Genomic DNA, 19,595 nt, shown 5'->3' with positions numbered 1-19,595 from the left:
GGAAAGTGCCATCGAGCCCCTTTCCGCATATTTCACCCCTGGATCCCCTCACTTTAAAGAAAGGGTCTTGTTGGTCGGGTCGCTCTAGCGAAAAAACCCGCCGTCAAACTTTACAAACTTTACACTGTTATGAATCAAATATCTTCTAGCCCTCAATCTGAGAGAAATCAGCGACTTGGTGGACGGCGTTGCGGAAGCGTGCCAGCAGGGCAAGCCGGGCTTCACGCTTTGCTTCGTCATCGTCGTTCACGGTCACATCCTCGAAAAACTGATCAATTGGTCCGCGCAGTGCGGCCAGCGCGGTCATCGCTGCTTCAAACTGCTCTGCCTCGATCGCGGCGGTGACTTCCGGCTGCGCCGCATCTAGCGCGTCTATGAGCGCCTTTTCCGCTTTTTCGGGCGTGTAGGAAAGGACATTGTGCTCCTGCGCAGGCAGGAGTCCATCACGGACCGGTGCGTCAAGATCAGAGGTCGGGAGATGGGCCCCTGCCTCCGCAGGGGCACTGGTGGCACCCTCTTTCTTCAAAATATTCGAAGCCCGCTTGTAACCGGCGAGCAGGTTCACGCCATCCGTAGTTTCCACAAAAGCCTGCAAGGCCTTCACGCGGGCGAGCAAGCGCACCAGATCATCTTCACCGCCCAGCGCGAACACTGCGTCGATCAGATCATGACGGACACCCGCTTCGCGTTGCTGGACTTTCAGGCGGTCGGCAATGAACGTGAACAGATCATCAAATATCTCATTTATGTTATCGCCAAACGTAAATGAATCGAGCAAATACCAATTATCAAAATCCTCAGCCAGTGCTTCCACTAGTTGTTTTGGTTCGCTGCCTTTCGCTAACCGTTGAAAAACCATAGATTCTGGATGATTTCCATCTGCCGAAAAATAGAACCAAGCTGAGAGCAATTCCCAGTAACCAATCCTAATTCCATTCTCCAGAATCAAAGAGTTAGCCGATATGGCAGCCCGCCTAAGTGCAAAGGGATCTTTACTGCCCGTCGGCCGTTCATCGATAACAAAAAAACCAAACAAAGTGTCCAGCTTATCCGCCAAACTCACCCAAACCGTCACCGGATCGGTGGGCACATCGTCGCCCTGCCCGACCGGCTTGTAATGATCTCTGATCGCGTGTGAGACTTCTATCGGAAGCCCTTCTTTCTCTGCATAATAGCCGCCCATCAAGCCTTGCAGCTCGGGGAACTCGCCGACCATTTCGGTGACGAGATCAGCTTTGCAGAGACGTGCAGCCAGTTGAGTCTGTTCTGGGTTGGCACGGAGTAACCCAGTCCCTTCTAAAGACGCCAACCACTCAGCCAACTTGACTACACGCTCTACCTTGTCGGCAACCGTTCCCAATTTCTCGTGGAACACAATGTTGCTCAATTTTTTCGCATGATCCTCCAACTTGGCCTTCTGGTCAAGTTCCCAGAAGAATTTGGCGTCGGAGAGCCGCGCAGCGAGGACTTTTTCATTCCCTGCCGTAATTGCCTTGCCGCCATCACTGGCGTCGATATTCGCCGTGCAGACAAAATTCGGGGCCAAAGCGCCCTTTTTGTCGCGGCAGATAAAATATTTCTGGTTCACCCGGGCGGTCAGCTGGATCACCTCTTCGGGGACATCGAGGAAAGCAGGGTCGAACGACCCGAGCAACGGCACAGGCCATTCGGTCAGACCGGCATTCTCGATCACCAGACCTTCGTCCTCGACCAGATCAAGGCCGGCATCGGCTGCCGCCTTGGCAGCACCATCGCGGATGATGTTTTGGCGCTCTTCATGATCGACCAGAACGTGGCAGGCGCGGAGCTTTTCGGCATAGTCCCCGGCATTCCCTATGGTGATCATGCCCTGATGATGAAAGCGATGTCCGACAGTATCATAGCCTGACGTCATGCCGTCAATTTCGCACTCTACCAGATCATCGCCGAATATCGCAACGATCCCGCTCAGCGGCCGCACCCAGCGCAGGCTTTCGGTTGACGCGCTGGCGTCACCCCAGCGCATCGATTTCGGCCATGGAAAGGCTTTGATGATCGCAGGAATGGCTTCCGCCAGAACATCCTTGGTATCGCGGCCTGGCTTGTTGATCACCGCGAACAAAGTCGGACGCCCTTTGACGTCACGCACTTCGAGCTGTTCGCGAGTAACGCCGTTCTTGCGGCAGAACCCCTCGACAGCCTGGTCTGGCGCCGCTTCCGGCGGCCCTTTGGCTTCCTCGCTGACCGCTTCGGTCTGCTCGGGCAGGTTCCTGGCGATGAGGGCAAGTCGTCTTGGCGTCGAATAGACGGTGATAGCACCGGCTTCCAGGCCTGCTTCCGCCATTTGCGCGGTGAACAGGCGTTCGAGGTCGATGCGTGCCTTGGCCTGCATGCGGGCGGGGATTTCTTCGGAAAGCAGTTCGAGAAGGAAATCGGTCATCTATTTCCTCCCTGACACTCGTCATCCTGAACTTGTTTCAGGATCTCGTTCGGCAAGCGCGCAATCTCAAGGGGTCCTGAAACAAGTTCAGGATGACGGAACTGATGACCCATCACGCGGCCCACCCGTTTTTTTCCATATGCGCTTCACAGCTGCCTTTGGCCAGATCGCGGACACGGCCCATATAGCTGGCCCGTTCCTGAACGCTGATCACGCCGCGCGCCTGCAGCAGGTTGAACACGTGGCTCGCCTTGATCGCCTGCTCATAGGCCGGAATCGGAAGCTTTGCTTCGAGGCAATTTTCGCATTCGCCGACCGCCTTGTTGAACAGGTCGAACAAAGTCTCGGTATTGGCTATTTCGAAATTCCATTCCGACATCTGCTTCTCATTATCCAGGAAGACATCGCCGTAAGTCACTCCATTACCGTTGAAATCCAGATCGTAAACACTGTCGACATTCTGGATATACATGGCCAGCCGTTCGAGCCCGTAGGTCAGCTCACCGGCCACCGGCTTGCAGTCAAAGCCGCCCATTTGCTGGAAATAGGTGAACTGGGTGACTTCCATGCCGTCGCACCAGACTTCCCAGCCGAGGCCCCATGCGCCGAGAGTCGGGCTTTCCCAATCGTCCTCGACGAAGCGGATGTCGTGCAGCATCGGATCGATACCGATCGCGACAAGGCTGTCGAGATAAAGCTGCTGGATGTCCGGCGGCGATGGTTTGAGCACCACCTGATATTGGTAATAATGCTGCAGCCGGTTCGGATTTTCGCCATAGCGACCATCGGTTGGACGGCGGCAGGCCTGGACAAAAGCGGCGTTCCACGGATCAGGCCCCAGCGCGCGCAGGGTTGTTGCGGGATGGAAGGTGCCGGCGCCCATTTCCATATCATAAGGCTGCAATATCACGCAGCCCTTGTCGCTCCAGTAATTGTGGAGTTTCAGGATGATCTGCTGGAAGCTGAGAGGCCTCGTATCGGACAATTTCAGGGCTTTCTTCGCGAGTGCAATATTTACGCGCTGCTTTGGCGAAGGAGGGCACTAGGGTCAAGGGAGGATTGGTCCGACTGCGACCTTATTCGTCAGGCGGAACCCGTTTCAGGACCCCTTGAGATCACGCGCTGCCTTTGGAGGTCCTGAAACAAGTTCAGGATGACGAGATTATTCCGATGACGACATCATTCCGCCGCCACCATTTCTTCTGCGCGCTCCACCGTCACCGAAACCGCATTCAAGACGGCATTGCCGGATAGCGGATCAAACACCTCCGTATCGGTCAGATCATTGATCGAAACCCCCGGTTTTTCGCGCGCTACCGACAGGCCGACGCCTTTGCGGCCATGGCCGAAGCCATGCGGGATCGACACAACGCCCGGCATGACGTCATCGGTGACCTCGACCGGGATTTCGACGCTGTTCACCCGACTGGTGACTGACGCCATGCCGCCATCAACTAGCCCGCGCCGCGCCGCCTCATCTGGATGGATCATCAGGGTGCAACGATCGGGCCCTTTCAGCAGTCGCTTGCTATTATGCAGCCAGCTGTTGTTCTGGCGGACATGGCGGCGGCCGATCAGGCGGAGAGCGTCCGGTTGCTCGTTATCGAGCGACGCGGCGAAGCGCTGCAGTTCGGCTAGAAAATCGGGATGGGCGCACTGGATCATCTTGTCCTCGGTGCGCAGCCGCTCGGCCATGCACGGGCGCAGCGGGCCGAGATCGATGCCATTGGGTGCCGCTTCGACTTCCGCCAGCGTCAGGCCGGCGGGCGAGCTTTGCAACATACCGTCAAGCACATCGCGCGGTTCGCGGATATTGGGAACATCCTGCCCGTCCTGGGCCAATATTTCCCGCGCCAGTTCCGCGATAATCTCCCAGTCGGTCTTCTCGCCATCCTGCAGTTCGAAAATTGCCGGCGAGTAGCTGGCATAGTTGCGGATCGCCAGCGGCCCGAAGAAAAACGGATAATGATCCTTCTCCAGCGGTCCACAGGGCGGCAATATATAGTCGGCGTGGCGGCTGGTTGCGGTGACATACATGTCGAACGAGACCATCAGGTCGAGTCTTTCCAGCGCCCTGTCCAGTTTCGCGCCGTCGGGAGCGGACAGCACCGGATTGCCGGTGACCACGAACAGCGAGCGAATCCGCTCTTTATCGTCTTCGTCGCGCAGCATTTCATCGGCGAAGGTGACCATCGGCAGTTCGCTCATCACCGACGGCATGACGCCACGAACGGTGTCCGCCGTGCGCACCGAGCCTCTGCCCACCAGATTGATCGTGTCGAGCGCCGGTTCCGGCACCATCGTGCCGCCGACCCGGTCGAGATTACCCGATGCGATATTGATCACCTGGATCAGCCACTGGTTGAGCGTGCCATATTCGCAGACCGAGACACCCATGCGGCCATAAATCGCGGCAGGCTGGTCAGCGGCCAGATGCGCGGCCATATCCTTCATGGCGACAACGGAAATTCCGCAATGGGCAGACAGTTGCTCCATATCGAAGCCCGCAATCGCCGGCGCGATGGCGCTCCAGCTATCATCCAGTATCGCATCGAGTCGGGAGGTATCGACCAGCCCGGCATCAAACACGCTTTTCAATATCCCGATCAACAGCGCCGTATCCGTCCCCGGCTTCACGAAATGATGCGCATCGGCCAGTTTGGCGGTCTCGGTCCGGCGCGGGTCGACGACGACCAGCTTGCCGTCGCGGGCCTGCATTTCCTTCACCCGCTTCTTGAAGTCGGGTACGGTCCAGATGCTGCCATTGGACGCAGCCGGATTGCCGCCAATGATCAGCAGATACTGGCTGCGGTCTATATCCGGCACTGCGGCAAGACTGACATGGCCGTACATATGATATTGCACGACATGATGCGGAATCTGGTCCAGCGTCGAGGCGGAATAGATATTTTTCAGGCCGATCGCCCGGCGCAAGGTACTGATCTGGGTCGAAATGCCATAATCATGCGCCGCAGGATTGCCCATATACATGGCGGGCTTGGCGCCCTGCCCCTTGAGCGCGGTCATTTTCGCGGCGATTTCGGTAAAAGCCTGTTCCCAGCCAATTTCCTGCCACTGGCCATCGACCTTTTTCACCGGCTTGTGCAAGCGGTCCGGATCATCCTGCAAATCGGCGATAGCGGTCGCCTTGGGACAGATATGCCCCCGGCTCAGCACATGATCGGGATTGCCCTTGATCGAGAGTATCTCCCGCCCCTCGACCTCGACCAATACGCCGCAATTGGCTTCGCAGATATGACAGGTGCGGGCGTGAATCGTGCTCATCGGGAAACTCCTTGATTTAACCATTCGGTTAACAGATTTGCGGCACGCTCGCCAGTGCCACCTCATTATCGGCCAATTTTTGCGTCAATTTTTACTGGGCATTTGCCATCAATTGTTCAATGAAGCGCGCCACACCTTCTGTTGGAGCAATTTCTTCATGCCGCGTAACTGGCTTTTTAACGTCTTACTCCTCCCGCTATATCTGGCACTTACCGCCTGCCCGGCCCCGCAGCAGGATATTGCCAGCACCGGTAGCGATGCGGGTCCCGCGACGATGGATGAAGCCGAATCCGCCGTTGATTATATACCCGCCGTGATGCCGGATGATGCAGATCCCGCGCTCTGGGTAATCAGGGACGAGGACACGACCATCTATCTGTTCGGCACCGTCCACATCCTGAAACCCGGAATGAGTTGGTTCGACGAGGCGGTGAAGGACAGTTTTGAGGCATCCGACGAACTGATTGTCGAAATGATCAAACCCGACGCAGCGGCGATGATGAAAATCGTCAATGAAATGGCGATCGACAAGACCGGCGTTTCGCTGCGCGACAAATTGACCGCAGAAGACCGCGCCGATTATGAAGCAACAATGACCAAGCTGAACCTGCCGGTCACCTCCTTCGATCCGCTCGACCCGTGGTTCGCCAGCGTCAATCTTTCGCTCATCCCGCTGATGCGCAACGGATATGCAGCGGATCAGGGAGTCGAGGATGAATTGCTGGCCCAGGCCAGGGCCCGGGCTATCACAATTACCGGCCTTGAAACGCCGGAGCAGCAGCTGGGTTTTTTCGACAATTTGCCCAAGGAAGTCCAGATTCGCTTTCTCAATTTCACCGTCGATAATATTGACGAGACCACCGAGGGCATGGAGCAGATGGTCGCCGAATGGGCCAATGCCAATGTCGATGCGCTGGGCGAATTGATGAACGCCGGACTGGAAGACAAGATTCTCTACGAAACGCTGCTGGTCAATCGCAACGTTAACTGGGCCAATTGGGTCGATCAGCGAATGGGACAGCCGGGAACAATATTCATGGCGGTCGGCGCCGGTCATCTCGCCGGAGAAAGCAGTCTGCAAGCGATACTGGCGCAAAAAGGACTTGTTGCGGAACGGATCGAATATTGATTATTCTCGCCGTCAGCCTTCCTTTTCCCTGCACTCTCACCAGATAGGCAATATGCGCATCATTACCACCATCCTGTCCCTGATCGCTTCGTTGCTGCTTGGCGCCTGCAATAACACACCCGATCATGTGACCCTGAACACCGTCAAGATAGGCACGCCCGCGCTTTGGAAAGTCAGCGGCACCCGGCCCGGGCAAGTCGGCGTCGCCTATATGTTCGGCACCATCCATATCCTGCCCGATGACGTGCAATGGCGCACGCCGGCGCTGGAAGCCGCGATTGCCGAATCGGACCAACTGGTCATCGAAGTGCTGGGCCTGGAAGACACCCAGAATGCAGCAAAGATATTTTCCCGGCTGGCGATTTCACCCGGACAGAAAAAGCTGGACGACCGCATCAACCCAAAGCTGCACGATGACCTCGACCGGATTATCGACGCCGCCAATATTTCCGAGCGCACGCTCAACCGGATGGAAACCTGGGCTGCGGCGCTGTCGCTGGCATCCGCACAGACCAGAGGCCTCGGACTTGATTCGACCGGCAGCGTCGAGAAAAAGCTCACCGCCCAGTTTGAAAAAGCCGGAAAGCCAATCGAAGCACTGGAAACCATCGAACAGCAACTCGGCTATTTCGACAAGCTTCCTGAAGAGCAGCAGCGCAAGATGCTGGCCAGCGTGGTGGAGGAATCGGACGATGCCCAGCAGGCCTTCGAACTGCTGTTCAACGCCTGGATGACGGGCGATCTGGAACATATTGTGACACTGTCCGATACCGGCATCCTTACCGACCCCAAGACCCGCCAATATTTGCTGGTCGCGCGCAATCTCGATTGGGTGGAGCAGCTGGACAAACGCTTGCAACGCCCCGGCACATCTTTAGTAGCGGTTGGCGCAGCCCATCTGGCAGGTCCGGATGCGGTTCAGGCAACGCTCGCAAAGCGCGGGTATAAAATCGAAAAAATTCAATAATCAGGGCCTAGCATGACATATATATTTGATCGGGAAACCGCGCTGGTCGCGCTGGAAGACGGACTGTTCACGGTCCAGGCAAGCGACGTTTATCGCAATCCGACAGGCATGGCCTTTGGTGGCTGGGTCGCCGCGATAGCCGGACGCGCAGTCCAGATGCATCCCGAATGCCGTGGCCCTTTGGTGTCTCAGCAGATCGTCTACATGACCGGCGTCGGCCCCGGCGAAGTCAAGCTGTCGGTCAAATTGCTCCGCGCCGGATCGTCGACGCAATTCTGGCGCGTGGAACTGTCGCAAAACGGCTCGCTGACCAACGCCGCCGATATCGTCACCAGCACCCGCCGGCCGACGGATATCGACTATCAAGTCGAAATGCCGGCGACCAAATCACCGGAAGAATCTATTTCCCTGCCCTCGGTCAATCCAATGGCGCCCGAATGGGTCACCCATTATGACCAGCGTATTGCCAAGGGCATGCCCTTTGCTGTGAACGATTCGCCCGAAGCAATCGTCTGGATCAAGGAAGCGGACGGCCGTCCGGTTGACCGGGTCGGTCTTCTTTCGATCCTCGATACGCCAATGCCGCGGACATTTTTCGTCACCGAACAATTCCGGCCCGGCTCTACCGTATCAATGGCGACTTATATTTATGCCAGCGAGGAAGATCTGGCGGCTGCCGGAAGCGAATTCATGCTGCTGCGGGTGACCGGCGCGACGGTTAGAAACAGCGCCACCGACGGACGGGTCGAGATATGGTCGCAAAACGGCACATTGCTGGCGACAAGCTCCCAGATCGGCTTTTTCCGCTAGACCTGATCCGGTGCCGCAAACCCCTTGCTTTTGCGATGTTCCGACCTTATAGCGCCCTCTTTCCGACCATGAGCACCCTGGAGGCGTGGCGGAAATCTAACAAAACTTTATTTTTGGAGCAACATTATGAGTGATCAGCTGACTATTTCAGCCGAGCCACGCGAACGGGCTGGCAAGGGAGCCTCCCGTGCACTGCGTCGTGAAGGCCGTATCCCCGCCGTTATTTATGGCGACAAGAAAGAAGCCATCGCAATCCACGTTGAAGAGCGTGCATTGAACAAGCTTCTTGGTACCGGCCACTTCATGAACTCGCTGGTTCAAGTCGAAGTCGACGGGAAGAAAACCCGGACACTGCCAAAAGATGTTGCTTTTGATCCGGTCACCGACCGTCCGCTCCATGTTGACTTCTTCCGCCTTGCAAAGGGCGCGAAGGTTCAGGTCAATATTCCTGTTGTCTTCATCAACGAAGAAGAATCTCCTGGCCTGAAACGTGGCGGCGTCATGAACGTTGTTCGTCACGAACTCGACCTGATGTGCGATGCGGATCATATCCCTGACCAGATCGAAATCGATGTCACCGGTCTCGAAATCGGCGATTCGATCCATATCTCCAGCATCACCCTGCCAACCGGCGCTGAAAGCTCGATCACCGATCGCGACTTTACCATTGCCGGTGTAACCGCACCATCTGCTCTGAAATCTTCTGACGACGAAGCCGAAGAAGATGAAGCCGGTGAAACAGAAGTCACCGAGCAGGATGCCGATACGGTCGAGGGCGAAGACAGCTAGACCTTCAGCCATCAAACAATGTAACGAAAAACCGTCCATGCTACGTTTACAAAGCATGGGCGGTTTTTTTGTCATTCAACAAGCTCAAGGCGAGCTGGAAGAGCGTTAGAAAATGCAACTATGGGTCGGCCTTGGCAATCCGGGCGCGCAATATGCGATGCACCGGCACAATGTCGGCTTCATGGTGATCGACGCGCTCGAAGAAGTGCATGGTTTTCCCGCCCCGAAACAGAAGTTCAAGGGCTGGACCATGGAGGCGCGGCTGGGCGGCGAAAAGCTCGTCCTGCTCAAGCCCGCGACTTTCATGAATGAAAGCGGCCAAAGCGTGCGCGCCGCGCTGGATTTCTACAAATTGCAACCGGAGGATGTCACCGTCTTCTACGATGAGCTCGACCTCGAGCCGTTCCGGATAAAGGTCAAACGCGGCGGCGGCGCGGCCGGTCATAATGGCATAAGATCAATGATCGCCCATATCGGCCCCGAATTCCGCCGCGTACGAATCGGCATCGGCCATCCCGGACACAAGGCGCGGGTGACCGGCCATGTTCTGGGCAATTACGCCAAATCGGAAATTGACGATCTGGCGGATATGCTGGGTGTGATCGCTGCGGAGGCGGACTGGCTGGCGAAGAATGACGACGCGCGCTTCATGAGCGAAGTCGCGATGCGGATGCAGGAATAGCGGGCAGTTTAGAACAAAATCGTCACCCTGAACTTGATTCAGGGTCCAGAGCGTATATGCGCAACTTTTGAACGATTTGGCACGGGATGCCGAGTCAGGTTCAGCATGACGGAGTATTACAATGGGTTTCAAATGCGGTATCGTTGGCTTGCCCAACGTCGGAAAATCAACGCTTTTTAATGCACTGACCGAGACACAGGCAGCGCAGGCGGCGAACTATCCATTTTGCACGATCGAGCCGAATGTCGGCCAGGTTGCGGTGCCCGATCCACGGCTCGACCAGATCGCGAAAATCGCCAACAGCGCCAAGATCATTGAAACGCAGCTCGCCTTTGTCGACATCGCCGGCCTCGTCAAAGGCGCGTCGCAGGGAGAAGGCCTGGGCAATCAGTTCCTCGGCAACATCCGCGAAGTCGATGCCATCGTCCATGTGCTGCGCTGTTTCGAGGATGACGATATCCAGCATGTCGCGAACAAGATCGATCCGATTTCGGATGCGGAAGTGGTCGAGACCGAATTATTGCTGTCCGATCTCGAAAGCCTCGAGAAGCGCGTTCCTGCCTTCCAGAAAAAAGCCACAAGCGGCGACAAGGAAGCCAAGATTGCCGCCAGCGTATTGGGCCAGGCGCTCGAATTGCTGCGCGAAGGCAAGCCAGCCCGACTGACCCAGCCCGAAGGCGAGGAAGAGCAGCGGATTTTCGACCAGTCGCAGCTGCTGACCGCCAAGCCGGTGCTTTATGTCTGCAACGTCAGCGAAGCCGATGCCGCAAAAGGCAATGAGCTGAGCGCCGCCGTGTTTGAAAAAGCCAAGGCCGAGGGTGCCGAAGCGGTGATCGTCTCCGCCGCGATCGAATCCGAACTGGTCGAAATGGAGCCGGAAGACCGTGCCGAATTTCTCGCCGAACTTGGCCTCGAGGAATCCGGTCTCGCACGGGTGATTCGCGCCGGTTATCAGCTGCTCGACCTGCAGACCTTCTTCACCGTCGGTCCCAAGGAAGCCCGCGCATGGACCGTGCACAAGGGCGCCAAGGCCCCCGAAGCCGCTGGCGAAATCCACAGCGACTTCGAACGCGGCTTCATTCGCGCCGAAACCATCGCCTTTGATGACTATATCGAGCTCGGCGGTGAAAGCGCAGCGCGAGACGCCGGTAAATTGCGGCAAGAGGGCAAGGAATATGTCGCTAAAGATGGTGATATCTTCAATTTCAAATTCAATGTCTGAATTGTCACATTGTCCCGCTAGGGTGTGACGCTCGGAGGATCGACATAATGCTCAAGAACCTGATTTCGCTGATTTTGGCTAGTTTTCTACTGGTTGGCGCCCCTGTCTTGGCGGCGACCACGCCCGAGCATGACGATTCTGCCAGCGAAAAAGTCGAGACAAGGGATCCGGTGACGATCCTGATCTCGATCGACGGTTTCCGGCCTGATTATCTCGAGCGCGGGATCACCCCGAATCTGAGCGCGCTGGCCGCTTCCGGCATATATGGCCCGATGCGCCCGTCCTTTCCGAGCAAGACCTTCCCCAATCACTGGACACTGGTGACCGGCAAAACACCGGACCATCACGGCATAGTCGGCAACACCATGGAAGATGCCGCACGGCCTGACGAGGTCTTCAAGATGGCGACCAAGGATCCGTTCTGGTGGGATCAGGCAGAGCCGATCTGGATCCGCGCCGAGAAACAGGGCATCCGTTCCGCCACCATGTTCTGGCCGGGATCGGAAGTGGATTTCAACGGCGTTCGTCCGGCGGACTGGTGGCCGTTCAACCAGAAACTGTCCAATGATCGCCGGATCAATGCGGTGGTCGACTGGATGCGGCGGCCAGCAGATATCCGGCCCAAGCTGGTGACACTCTATTTCGACACGGTCGACACCGCTGGCCATTATTACGGCCCTGCACCGGGCGAGAAACTGCACGCTGCGATCGTTGCGGTGGATAGTGAAATCGGTCGTTTGAAACAGCAGCTGGACATTATGGGACAGCCGGTCAATTTCGTGATCGCATCGGACCATGGCATGACCGAAACCGCACCGGAGCGGATCATCCATCTCGACCAGATCATGCCGCGCGACCAATATCATCTGGTCGAAGACGGCAATTACGCCGGACTGGCGCCGCTGGACGGCAATATCGATGCATTGCGCGCAGCCTTCCTCCGCCCGCATGAGCATATGCAATGCTGGGACCGCGACAATATTCCGGAACATTTCGCATATGGTAAAAATCCGCGCGTACCTGCGATTCTTTGCCTGCCGGAGATCGGCTGGGTGGTCTATCAGGACGCCCCCGAATGGATGACCGGCATTGGCGGCGGCCACGGCTATGATCACCGGGAACAGGACATGATGGCCTTTTTCCTGGCCAACGGACCGGCCATTACAGCCGCTGGTCAACTACCGGTGTTCGACAATGTGAATATCTATTCGCTAGTCGCCAGGCTGGCGGGCGTAACTCCGGCTGCCAGCGACGGCAGCCTCGCCCCGTTCGAGCAAGCCCTCAAACCCTGATTTGAGATTGATCCGCCGGCATTATTGCAAAAGGTCGCTGTCGGCGACTCTGGTATAGACAACTGCGACCGGTGCGCTGTCGGTGACGCTGCATGTTTTCGGATCGACGATCCGGTCTCCCCGAAAACCCCTTAAGTCGAGACCGTCGTCACTCAACGTCAGGCCCATGCCGACCCATATTTGCAGCGCGCATTTTTCCTGCATAGCTCGCGGAAATGGACCGCGATGCGCGCCGTAGATCAGGTTTCCGTGAATGGTCGCGGTAAAGTCGATGTCATTTTCATCATTATTGTTGGAACGCATCCGATATCGCGAGGTCAGGCTGGTCCCGTCCTGCGTGAAATGGAAGATATTGCCATCAGCCTGTCGCCAGTAGCCGGTCAGATCATGATCGACATTCTGCGCCTGATCAGCATCCGGTCGCGCATCGGCGGCGGCACCATTGACCATCATCAGGGCGGCAAGTGCGTAGATCGCTTGGCGATATATCATGGCGAACTCCATTTCATCCTGACCCTGCGCCTAGGACAGTCTCTGCAACAAGCAATGACCTTGATCACAAGCCGCTGGTTAAACAGCATTGCGCCTATTTCCGGCCAAACAGTTTTTCCACGTCTTCCAGCGCCAGCTTCACCCAGGTCGGGCGACCGTGGTTGCACTGGCCGCTGTGCGGAGTCACTTCCATCTCGCGCAGCAAGGCATTCATTTCAGCAACGCTAAGCACGCGCCCGGCCCGGACAGAGCCGTGACAGGCCATGGTCGACGCGACATGATCGACGCGCTCCTTGAGGCTGAGCGCCTGATCATAGGCACCCAGTTCATCGGCCAGATCAGTGACCAGTTCCTTGACATCACCCGAACCCAGCATCGCCGGTGTCGCGCGGACCAGCATCGCGGTCGGACCGAACCGTTCCAGTTCCAGCCCGAATTCAGACAATTCTGCCGCGCGCGTTTCGAGCCGGTCGCAGGCATTTTCGTCCAGTTCGACCACCTCCGCCATCAGCAGTGCTTGAGAGGCCACCGTGCCGCCTTCGACCGCCTTGCGCATTCGTTCCAGCACAAGCCGTTCGTGCGCCGCATGCTGGTCAACGATCACCAGTCCGTCTTCGGCTTCCGCAACAATATAGGTTTTCGCAACCTGCCCGCGGGCGATACCCAAGGGATGGCGGCTGGCTTCCGGGACTGGCTCCGAAGCCTCTTCTGCCCTGCCCATCAGCGGCGCGATTTCCTCGCGCAGATCCATCTTCGCAAAACCAGTGTGCCCATCACGGACCGTGGCGGATGGATAGGGTTGCTGCGCCACGCTGGCCCTGCCCTGCGACGTAAATATGTTCGATTGCGGATCGGGAGCCACCGGCTCGCTTTGCCATCTTCCGAGTGCCGATTCTGCCGGGCGCTGGACCGCGCGAAACCCGCCTTCGTCGAGCGCCTTGCGCAAGCCGCTGACAATCATGCCCCGGATCATCGCCGGTTCGCGAAACCGCACCTCGGTCTTCGCTGGATGGACGTTCACATCGACCAGTTCAGGCGGCATATCGATGAATAGCGCGACAACCGGATGGCGGTCACGCGCGAGCATCTCGGCATAAGCGCCGCGCACCGCTCCGACCAACAGCCGGTCCTTGACCGGACGGCCGTTGACGAACAGAAACTGGTGATCGGCCACGCCGCGATTATAGGTCGGCAGGCCGGCCACGCCGGTCAGGCGAATCTCTTCCCGCTGCAGATCGACGCCGACGCTATTGGCCCGCAAGTCACGGCTGGTCAGCGCGGCGACTCGCTCGGGCCCGGTTTCTCCGGCCTGTACCGCTATCGCCTTGCGCCCCTGATGCTCGAGCGTGAAACCGATATCGGGCCGCGCCATCGCAAGGCGCCGGACGATATCGGTACAGGCAGAATATTCGCTACGCGCCGTGCGCAAAAATTTGCGTCTGGCCGGCACATTGGCGAACAACTGCTCCACCCGCACTTTCGTTCCCGGTGGAATCGCGGTGGGCCCCTCTTGCGCCAGTTCGCCATGATCGATCACCCGGCTCCAGCCATCCTCGCCGGCCATGCGGCTTTCGATCGTCAGACGCGCCACGCTGGCGATCGACGGCAAGGCTTCGCCGCGAAACCCCATGGTCGTCACCAGCTCGATTGCCTCGTCCGGAAGCTTCGAGGTAGCATGGCGTTCGAGCGCGAGAGGTATGTCGTCGCGGCTCATGCCGCAGCCATTGTCGGAGACCTGGACCAGGTCCAGACCGCCCTCCTCGAGGCGAATATTGATCTGGCTCGCCCCGGCATCAATCGCATTCTCGACGAGCTCTTTCAGGGCGCTGGCAGGGCGTTCGACGACCTCACCGGCAGCGATCCGATTTATCAGGCTATTTGGAAGTCTTCTTATTGACATAATCGCGTTCCTAGCCCAAGCGACCTTACCAAGCGACCCCTGATTTTTTGGGCGATTCCCATGGTTAACTTCATGACCCGTTCAGCTTGACTATCGCTTGGTTTAATTGTTGCAGCAAGCTCTGCAAACACAAGAAATTACGGACAAAAATATGTTTGAAAATCTGTTCAAGTTCCGTTCGCAAGATTTGGCGATCGACCTCGGCACCGCGAATACTGTGGTTTATCTCCGCGGCCAGGGAATCGTTCTCAACGAACCATCCGTTGTCGCGATCGAGACCATCAATGGTGTAAAAAAGGTCAAGGCCGTCGGCAATGATGCGAAGATGATGATGGGCAAGACGCCCGACAGCATCGAAGCCATTCGCCCCCTGCGCGACGGTGTCATCGCCGACATCGATGTCGCCGAACAGATGATCAAGCATTTCATCCAGAAAGTGAATGGCAAGAGCAAGCTGTTCAGCTATCCCGAGATCGTGATTTGCGTTCCCAGCGGATCGACTTCGGTCGAACGCCGCGCCATTCGCGATGCCGCATCCAATGCCGGCGCCCGTCAGGTGTTCCTGATCGAGGAGCCGATGGCAGCAGCCATTGGCGCCGATATGCCGGTCACCGAACCAATCGGCTCGATGGTCGTCGACGTAGGCGGCGGCACCACCGAAGTTGCTGTGCTCTCGCTGCGCGGCTTGGCCTATACGACGTCGGTTCGTACCGGCGGCGACAAGATGGACGAAGCGATTGTCTCTTATGTCCGGCGTCACCACAATCTGCTGATCGGTGAAACCACGGCAGAGCGGATCAAGAAAGATTTCGGCGTTGCCCAGGCTCCTGCTGACGGCGTGGGTCATACAATCCATATCAAGGGCCGCGATCTGGTGAACGGCGTGCCGAAAGAAATTTCGATCAACCAGGGCCAGATCGCCGAAGCGCTGAGCGAGCCGATCGGCACGATCATCGAAGGCGTTCGCATCGCTCTGGAAAATACTGCACCGGAACTGGCTGCCGATATTGTCGATCAGGGCATTGTCCTGACCGGCGGTGGCGCCTTGATCGCCGGTCTCGACGCAGCGCTTAGCGATGAAACAGGCCTGCCGGTAACGGTAGCCGAAGATCCGCTTGCCTGTGTTGCCATCGGCACCGGTCGTGCAATGGAAGATCCAATGTTCAGAGGCGTTCTCACAACCGCCTGATTTCGGTCTTGTGATCGAACAACGATAGGAAACGAAAGGATAAACCGATATGGCGCCGCCAAACAATCGGCGTCCAGGATTTTCCAAGCGGGCGCAATATAGCATATTCGCCAGCTATTTACTGGGCATATTGGGAGCGGTCTTGGGACTGCTTCTGTTGCTTGTCTCCTTCATCGATCCCAGAGGTTTTTCGGCCCTTCGCACCATCGGTGCGGAAGCCATGGCGCCAGTCAGCAAGACCCTGTCCGAATTTGGCAGTCTGACCGGAAATGCGGGGGATCAAGTTTCTGCCTATTTCAATGCGGCTTCGAAAAATGCCGAGATGCAGCGGGAACTGGAGCAGAACCGGATAGAGATCCTGGAAGCCCGCGCCCTCAGGCAGGAAAACGACCGCCTCAAGCGGCTGTTGAAGCTGAACGAGGAAGTGCCCGATTCGATCGCCATGGCCCGGCTGATCAGCTCGACCGCGTCCAGTTCGCGCCGCATTGCGACGCTGGGTATCGGCAGCAGCAGCGGCCTCGAGCCCGGTCAGCCCGTCCGCTCGCCGGAAGGCCTGGTCGGTCGGATTTTGGAAACCGGCCCGACAACCGCGCGCGTGCTATTGGTTTCTGATGGCAAGAATGTAACGCCGGTGCAGCGCGCCAGCGACAGCCTTCCTGCCTTTGCCACCGGTCGGGGTGACGGCACCGTTGACATTCAACCGATAAATATCGGCATCAACCCTTTCAAGGGCGGCGATCTGATGATTACCTCCGGTAGCGGCGGCCTGTACAGCCCGGGAATTCCCGTGGCAGTCGTCATCCGGAAAACCGAAACCGGCGCCATCGGGCGGGTATTGGCTAATCCCGCCAAAGTCAGCCACGCGATCGTCCAACCGATTTTTCAGGCTGAAACGGTCCGTCAGATCGAGGAAAACCCGATGGGTGATCTGGAAGAGGAAAACGGCGAATAGTGCCCCGTTCCCGTCAATCCAGGATTGGCCGACAACCGTCACAGTTGCGGATCAAGGTGATACCGCCGGTGACAGTAGTCCTCGGCTCGATGATCACCGCGCTGCCGATCATCACTGATTATCCGATCCTGCCACCCATGGGTTTGCTTGTGGTGCTGGCGTGGCGCCTGATCCGCCCGGGATATTGGGCGGTCTGGGCCGGCTTTCCGCTGGGCTTGATTGACGATATTTTCAGCGGGCAGCCCTTTGGCAGCGCGGCCTTTCTCTGGTCGGTTATTTTCATCCTGCTCGAGACCGTCGACAGGAGAGCGGTCCGCCGCGACTATTGGCAGGATTGGCTTATCGCCTCCACCGCCATCGTAATTGTGCTAATATGCGGAATGCTGATCGTCGATTTTCAATCCAGTTTTCTGCGTCTAGACCTGCTGCTTCCCCAGATATTGCTGTCGATTCTGCTCTATCCGTTTGTCGCGCGGCTGATCGGCGCGATCGATAATTGGCGGGTGGCGTCATGAGACCGGCAAAAACGATCAGTAGCGCCATGCAGGAGCTGACCTTCACTCGACGGGCGACGGTGATCGGCGGATTGCAGGTCGGAGTCGGTGTATTGCTGGCGGCCCGCATGGCCTATATTTCGGTTGCCGAGAACGAGCGCTACAAGCTTCTGTCGGAGAGCAACCGGGTCAATCTTACGCTTGTACCGCCCCGGCGCGGCTGGCTGATCGACCGCAACGGCAAGCCGATCGCCAATAACAAGACCGATTTTCGTATCGATATCATTCCGGACCGGTTGCGCGACAAGGAAAAGACCGTGGCGACGCTGGCGAATTTGCTGGCTCTCGATCCCGAAGAACTGGAACGGATCAACAAGGAACTGGAACAGGCGAGCAGCTTCCAGCCCGTTCAGGTCGCCACCGGACTGGATTCGGAACAATATGCCGCCGTCAGCGTCCGGCTTCCCGACATGCCCGGCGTTTCGCCGCGTCAAGGCTTCTCGCGCAACTATCCGAGCGGCCCGGCGATCGGGCATCTGGTTGGCTATGTCGGTATTGCATCGGCTGAAGACTATAAGGAAAATCCGGATCCGATATTGATCACGCCCGGTTACAAGATCGGCAAAGACGGCCTGGAAAAAATGTTCGAGGACCGTTTGCAGGGCAAACCCGGAGCAAAAAGGGTCGAAGTGACAGCGCGGGGCAAGATCGTCCGCGAACTCAACACCCGCCCGGATGTTCCAGGCAAACCGTTGCAATTGACCCTCGATATCGACCTGCAGGAATATGCCGCTCGCCGGCTGGGCCCCGAATCGGGATCTGTGGTGGTCATCGATTGCCTCACCGGCGACATTTTGACGATGACGTCGATGCCCTCGTTCGACCCGAACAGCTTCTCCGATGGCATCGGTGTCACCGAATATGGCATGCTGCGCGAAGACGATCATGTGCCGCTGCTCGACAAATCGCTGAAAAGCCTGTTCCCGCCGGGATCGACGGTCAAGCCGATGGTTGCCCTGTCCTTTCTGGAAGCCGGACTGAGCCCCAACGAGACGGTCAATTGCAATGGCGGCCTTCAAGTCGGCAACCGGCGCTTCCGCTGCTGGAAACGGGGCGGCCACGGGCGGGTCGATATGGCCAAGGGCATCTACCAGAGCTGCGATGTCTATTTCTATTATTTCGCCCAGAAAGTCGGCATCAATCCGATCGCCTTGATGGCCAACCGCCTCGGACTGGGGCAAAAATTTCCGTTACCGGTGGCGAGCCAGTTCTACGGCACGGTTCCCGATCCGGCCTGGCTGCGCAAGAAATACAAGCGGGAATGGCAGGCCTATGACACGGTCAACACCACCATTGGTCAAGGCTATATGCTGGTCAACCCGACCCAGCTTGCGGTCATGGCGTCACGGCTCGCGACCGGGAAAAATATCGTCCCGCGCCTGATCATGGAGGAGAAAAAATCGCCGATCCCGACACTGAATCTGGACCCCGAGCATCTCCTCTACGTGCAAAAGGCAATGAGCGACGTCGTCAACGGACCGGGCACCGCCGGACGCGCGCGGCTACCGATTGAAAATGTCAAAATGGCCGGCAAGACCGGTACCGCCCAGGTCGTCAACCTCGATTTCGGACGCGGTGGTCAGGATGTCGCCTGGAAATATCGTGACCACGGCCTGTTCGTCTGCTTCGCCCCCTATGATAATCCGCGCTATGCGGCTGCTGTGGTCATCGAACATGGCGGCGGCTCCGGTTCGGCCTATCCCGTCGCAAGGGACGTCCTGACCTTCCTCTATGATCGTCAGAAAGCAATGGATGTACTGACGGGACTCGAAAAGTCCTGGGGTGGCACGATTCAGGAACGGATGGACACCAAAATGGCAGCCTATCGCGCCCGGAAGAATCTCGAGAAAGCGATGGCCAAACAGCCTGCTGCCGCCACACCTGCACCTTCCGAAGCCGGCACCGGAGAATAG

16 protein-coding genes are annotated in these 19,595 nt (G+C 57.6%); 11 read left to right on the top strand and 5 right to left on the bottom strand.

Annotation, left to right across the window (positions count from 1 at the left end):
* Positions 1–145 precede the first annotated feature (145 nt).
* From glyS to ACWFTY_RS09440, 3 genes are all read right to left on the bottom strand, one after another.
* Complete coding sequence (gene glyS / locus ACWFTY_RS09450) at positions 146–2,419, bottom strand: glycine--tRNA ligase subunit beta (protein WP_447523982.1); 2,274 nt, start codon at positions 2,417–2,419, stop codon at positions 146–148.
* A 112-nt stretch (positions 2,420–2,531) separates the two neighbouring features.
* The gene (locus ACWFTY_RS09445; protein WP_447523981.1) at positions 2,532–3,404 is read right to left on the bottom strand and encodes a glycine--tRNA ligase subunit alpha; all 873 of its coding nucleotides are present in this window, start codon (positions 3,402–3,404) and stop codon (positions 2,532–2,534) included.
* Positions 3,405–3,598: 194 nt separating this feature from the next.
* Complete coding sequence (locus ACWFTY_RS09440) at positions 3,599–5,704, bottom strand: molybdopterin oxidoreductase family protein (protein ID WP_447523980.1); 2,106 nt, start codon at positions 5,702–5,704, stop codon at positions 3,599–3,601.
* Between the two features lie 157 nt (positions 5,705–5,861).
* Between ACWFTY_RS09440 and ACWFTY_RS09435 the strand changes: the two genes are divergently transcribed.
* The 7 genes from ACWFTY_RS09435 to ACWFTY_RS09405 all read left to right on the top strand — a co-directional run bounded on the left by ACWFTY_RS09435 (position 5,862) and on the right by ACWFTY_RS09405 (position 12,595).
* A complete protein-coding gene (locus ACWFTY_RS09435) occupies positions 5,862–6,833 on the top strand; it encodes a TraB/GumN family protein (protein WP_447523979.1) in 972 nt (323 codons plus the stop codon).
* Positions 6,834–6,885: 52 nt separating this feature from the next.
* Entirely contained in the window at positions 6,886–7,800 is a 915-nt protein-coding gene (locus ACWFTY_RS09430) for a TraB/GumN family protein (RefSeq protein ID WP_447523978.1), read from the top strand.
* A gap of 12 nt (positions 7,801–7,812) precedes the next feature.
* On the top strand, positions 7,813–8,610 hold the full coding sequence (locus ACWFTY_RS09425) for an acyl-CoA thioesterase (protein WP_447523977.1): 798 nt from the start codon (positions 7,813–7,815) through the stop codon (positions 8,608–8,610).
* A 126-nt stretch (positions 8,611–8,736) separates the two neighbouring features.
* A complete protein-coding gene (locus ACWFTY_RS09420) occupies positions 8,737–9,399 on the top strand; it encodes a 50S ribosomal protein L25/general stress protein Ctc (RefSeq protein WP_447523976.1) in 663 nt (220 codons plus the stop codon).
* Positions 9,400–9,511: 112 nt separating this feature from the next.
* Positions 9,512–10,081: an aminoacyl-tRNA hydrolase gene (gene pth / locus ACWFTY_RS09415; RefSeq protein WP_447523975.1), complete on the top strand. Its 570-nt coding sequence runs from the start codon at positions 9,512–9,514 to the stop codon at positions 10,079–10,081.
* Positions 10,082–10,202: 121 nt separating this feature from the next.
* Complete coding sequence (gene ychF, locus ACWFTY_RS09410) at positions 10,203–11,303, top strand: redox-regulated ATPase YchF (RefSeq protein WP_447523974.1); 1,101 nt, start codon at positions 10,203–10,205, stop codon at positions 11,301–11,303.
* A gap of 47 nt (positions 11,304–11,350) precedes the next feature.
* Positions 11,351–12,595: an alkaline phosphatase family protein gene (locus ACWFTY_RS09405; protein ID WP_447523973.1), complete on the top strand. Its 1,245-nt coding sequence runs from the start codon at positions 11,351–11,353 to the stop codon at positions 12,593–12,595.
* 21 nt (positions 12,596–12,616) lie between these two features.
* Here the strand turns inward: ACWFTY_RS09405 and ACWFTY_RS09400 are convergent, their stop codons facing one another.
* Complete coding sequence (locus ACWFTY_RS09400) at positions 12,617–13,087, bottom strand: hypothetical protein (protein WP_447523972.1); 471 nt, start codon at positions 13,085–13,087, stop codon at positions 12,617–12,619.
* Between the two features lie 94 nt (positions 13,088–13,181).
* Positions 13,182–14,987, bottom strand: coding sequence for a DNA mismatch repair endonuclease MutL (gene mutL, locus ACWFTY_RS09395; RefSeq protein ID WP_447523971.1), 1,806 nt, complete (start codon positions 14,985–14,987; stop codon positions 13,182–13,184).
* A gap of 151 nt (positions 14,988–15,138) precedes the next feature.
* Here mutL and ACWFTY_RS09390 point away from each other — a divergent pair, with 151 nt between their 5' ends.
* From ACWFTY_RS09390 to mrdA, 4 genes are all read left to right on the top strand, one after another.
* On the top strand, positions 15,139–16,176 hold the full coding sequence (locus tag ACWFTY_RS09390; protein WP_100094904.1) for a rod shape-determining protein: 1,038 nt from the start codon (positions 15,139–15,141) through the stop codon (positions 16,174–16,176).
* Between the two features lie 49 nt (positions 16,177–16,225).
* Entirely contained in the window at positions 16,226–17,128 is a 903-nt protein-coding gene (mreC, locus tag ACWFTY_RS09385) for a rod shape-determining protein MreC (protein WP_447523970.1), read from the top strand.
* A 68-nt stretch (positions 17,129–17,196) separates the two neighbouring features.
* Positions 17,197–17,643, top strand: a complete 447-nt coding sequence (mreD, locus tag ACWFTY_RS09380) for a rod shape-determining protein MreD (RefSeq protein ID WP_447523969.1) — start codon at positions 17,197–17,199, stop codon at positions 17,641–17,643.
* On the top strand, positions 17,640–19,595 hold the full coding sequence (mrdA, locus tag ACWFTY_RS09375) for a penicillin-binding protein 2 (protein ID WP_447523968.1): 1,956 nt from the start codon (positions 17,640–17,642) through the stop codon (positions 19,593–19,595). The genes mreD and mrdA overlap by 4 nt, the downstream gene beginning before the upstream one ends.

Source organism: Parasphingorhabdus sp. NYA22, assembly GCF_976973735.1.
This window is presented reverse-complemented; position numbering and strand designations above follow the sequence as displayed.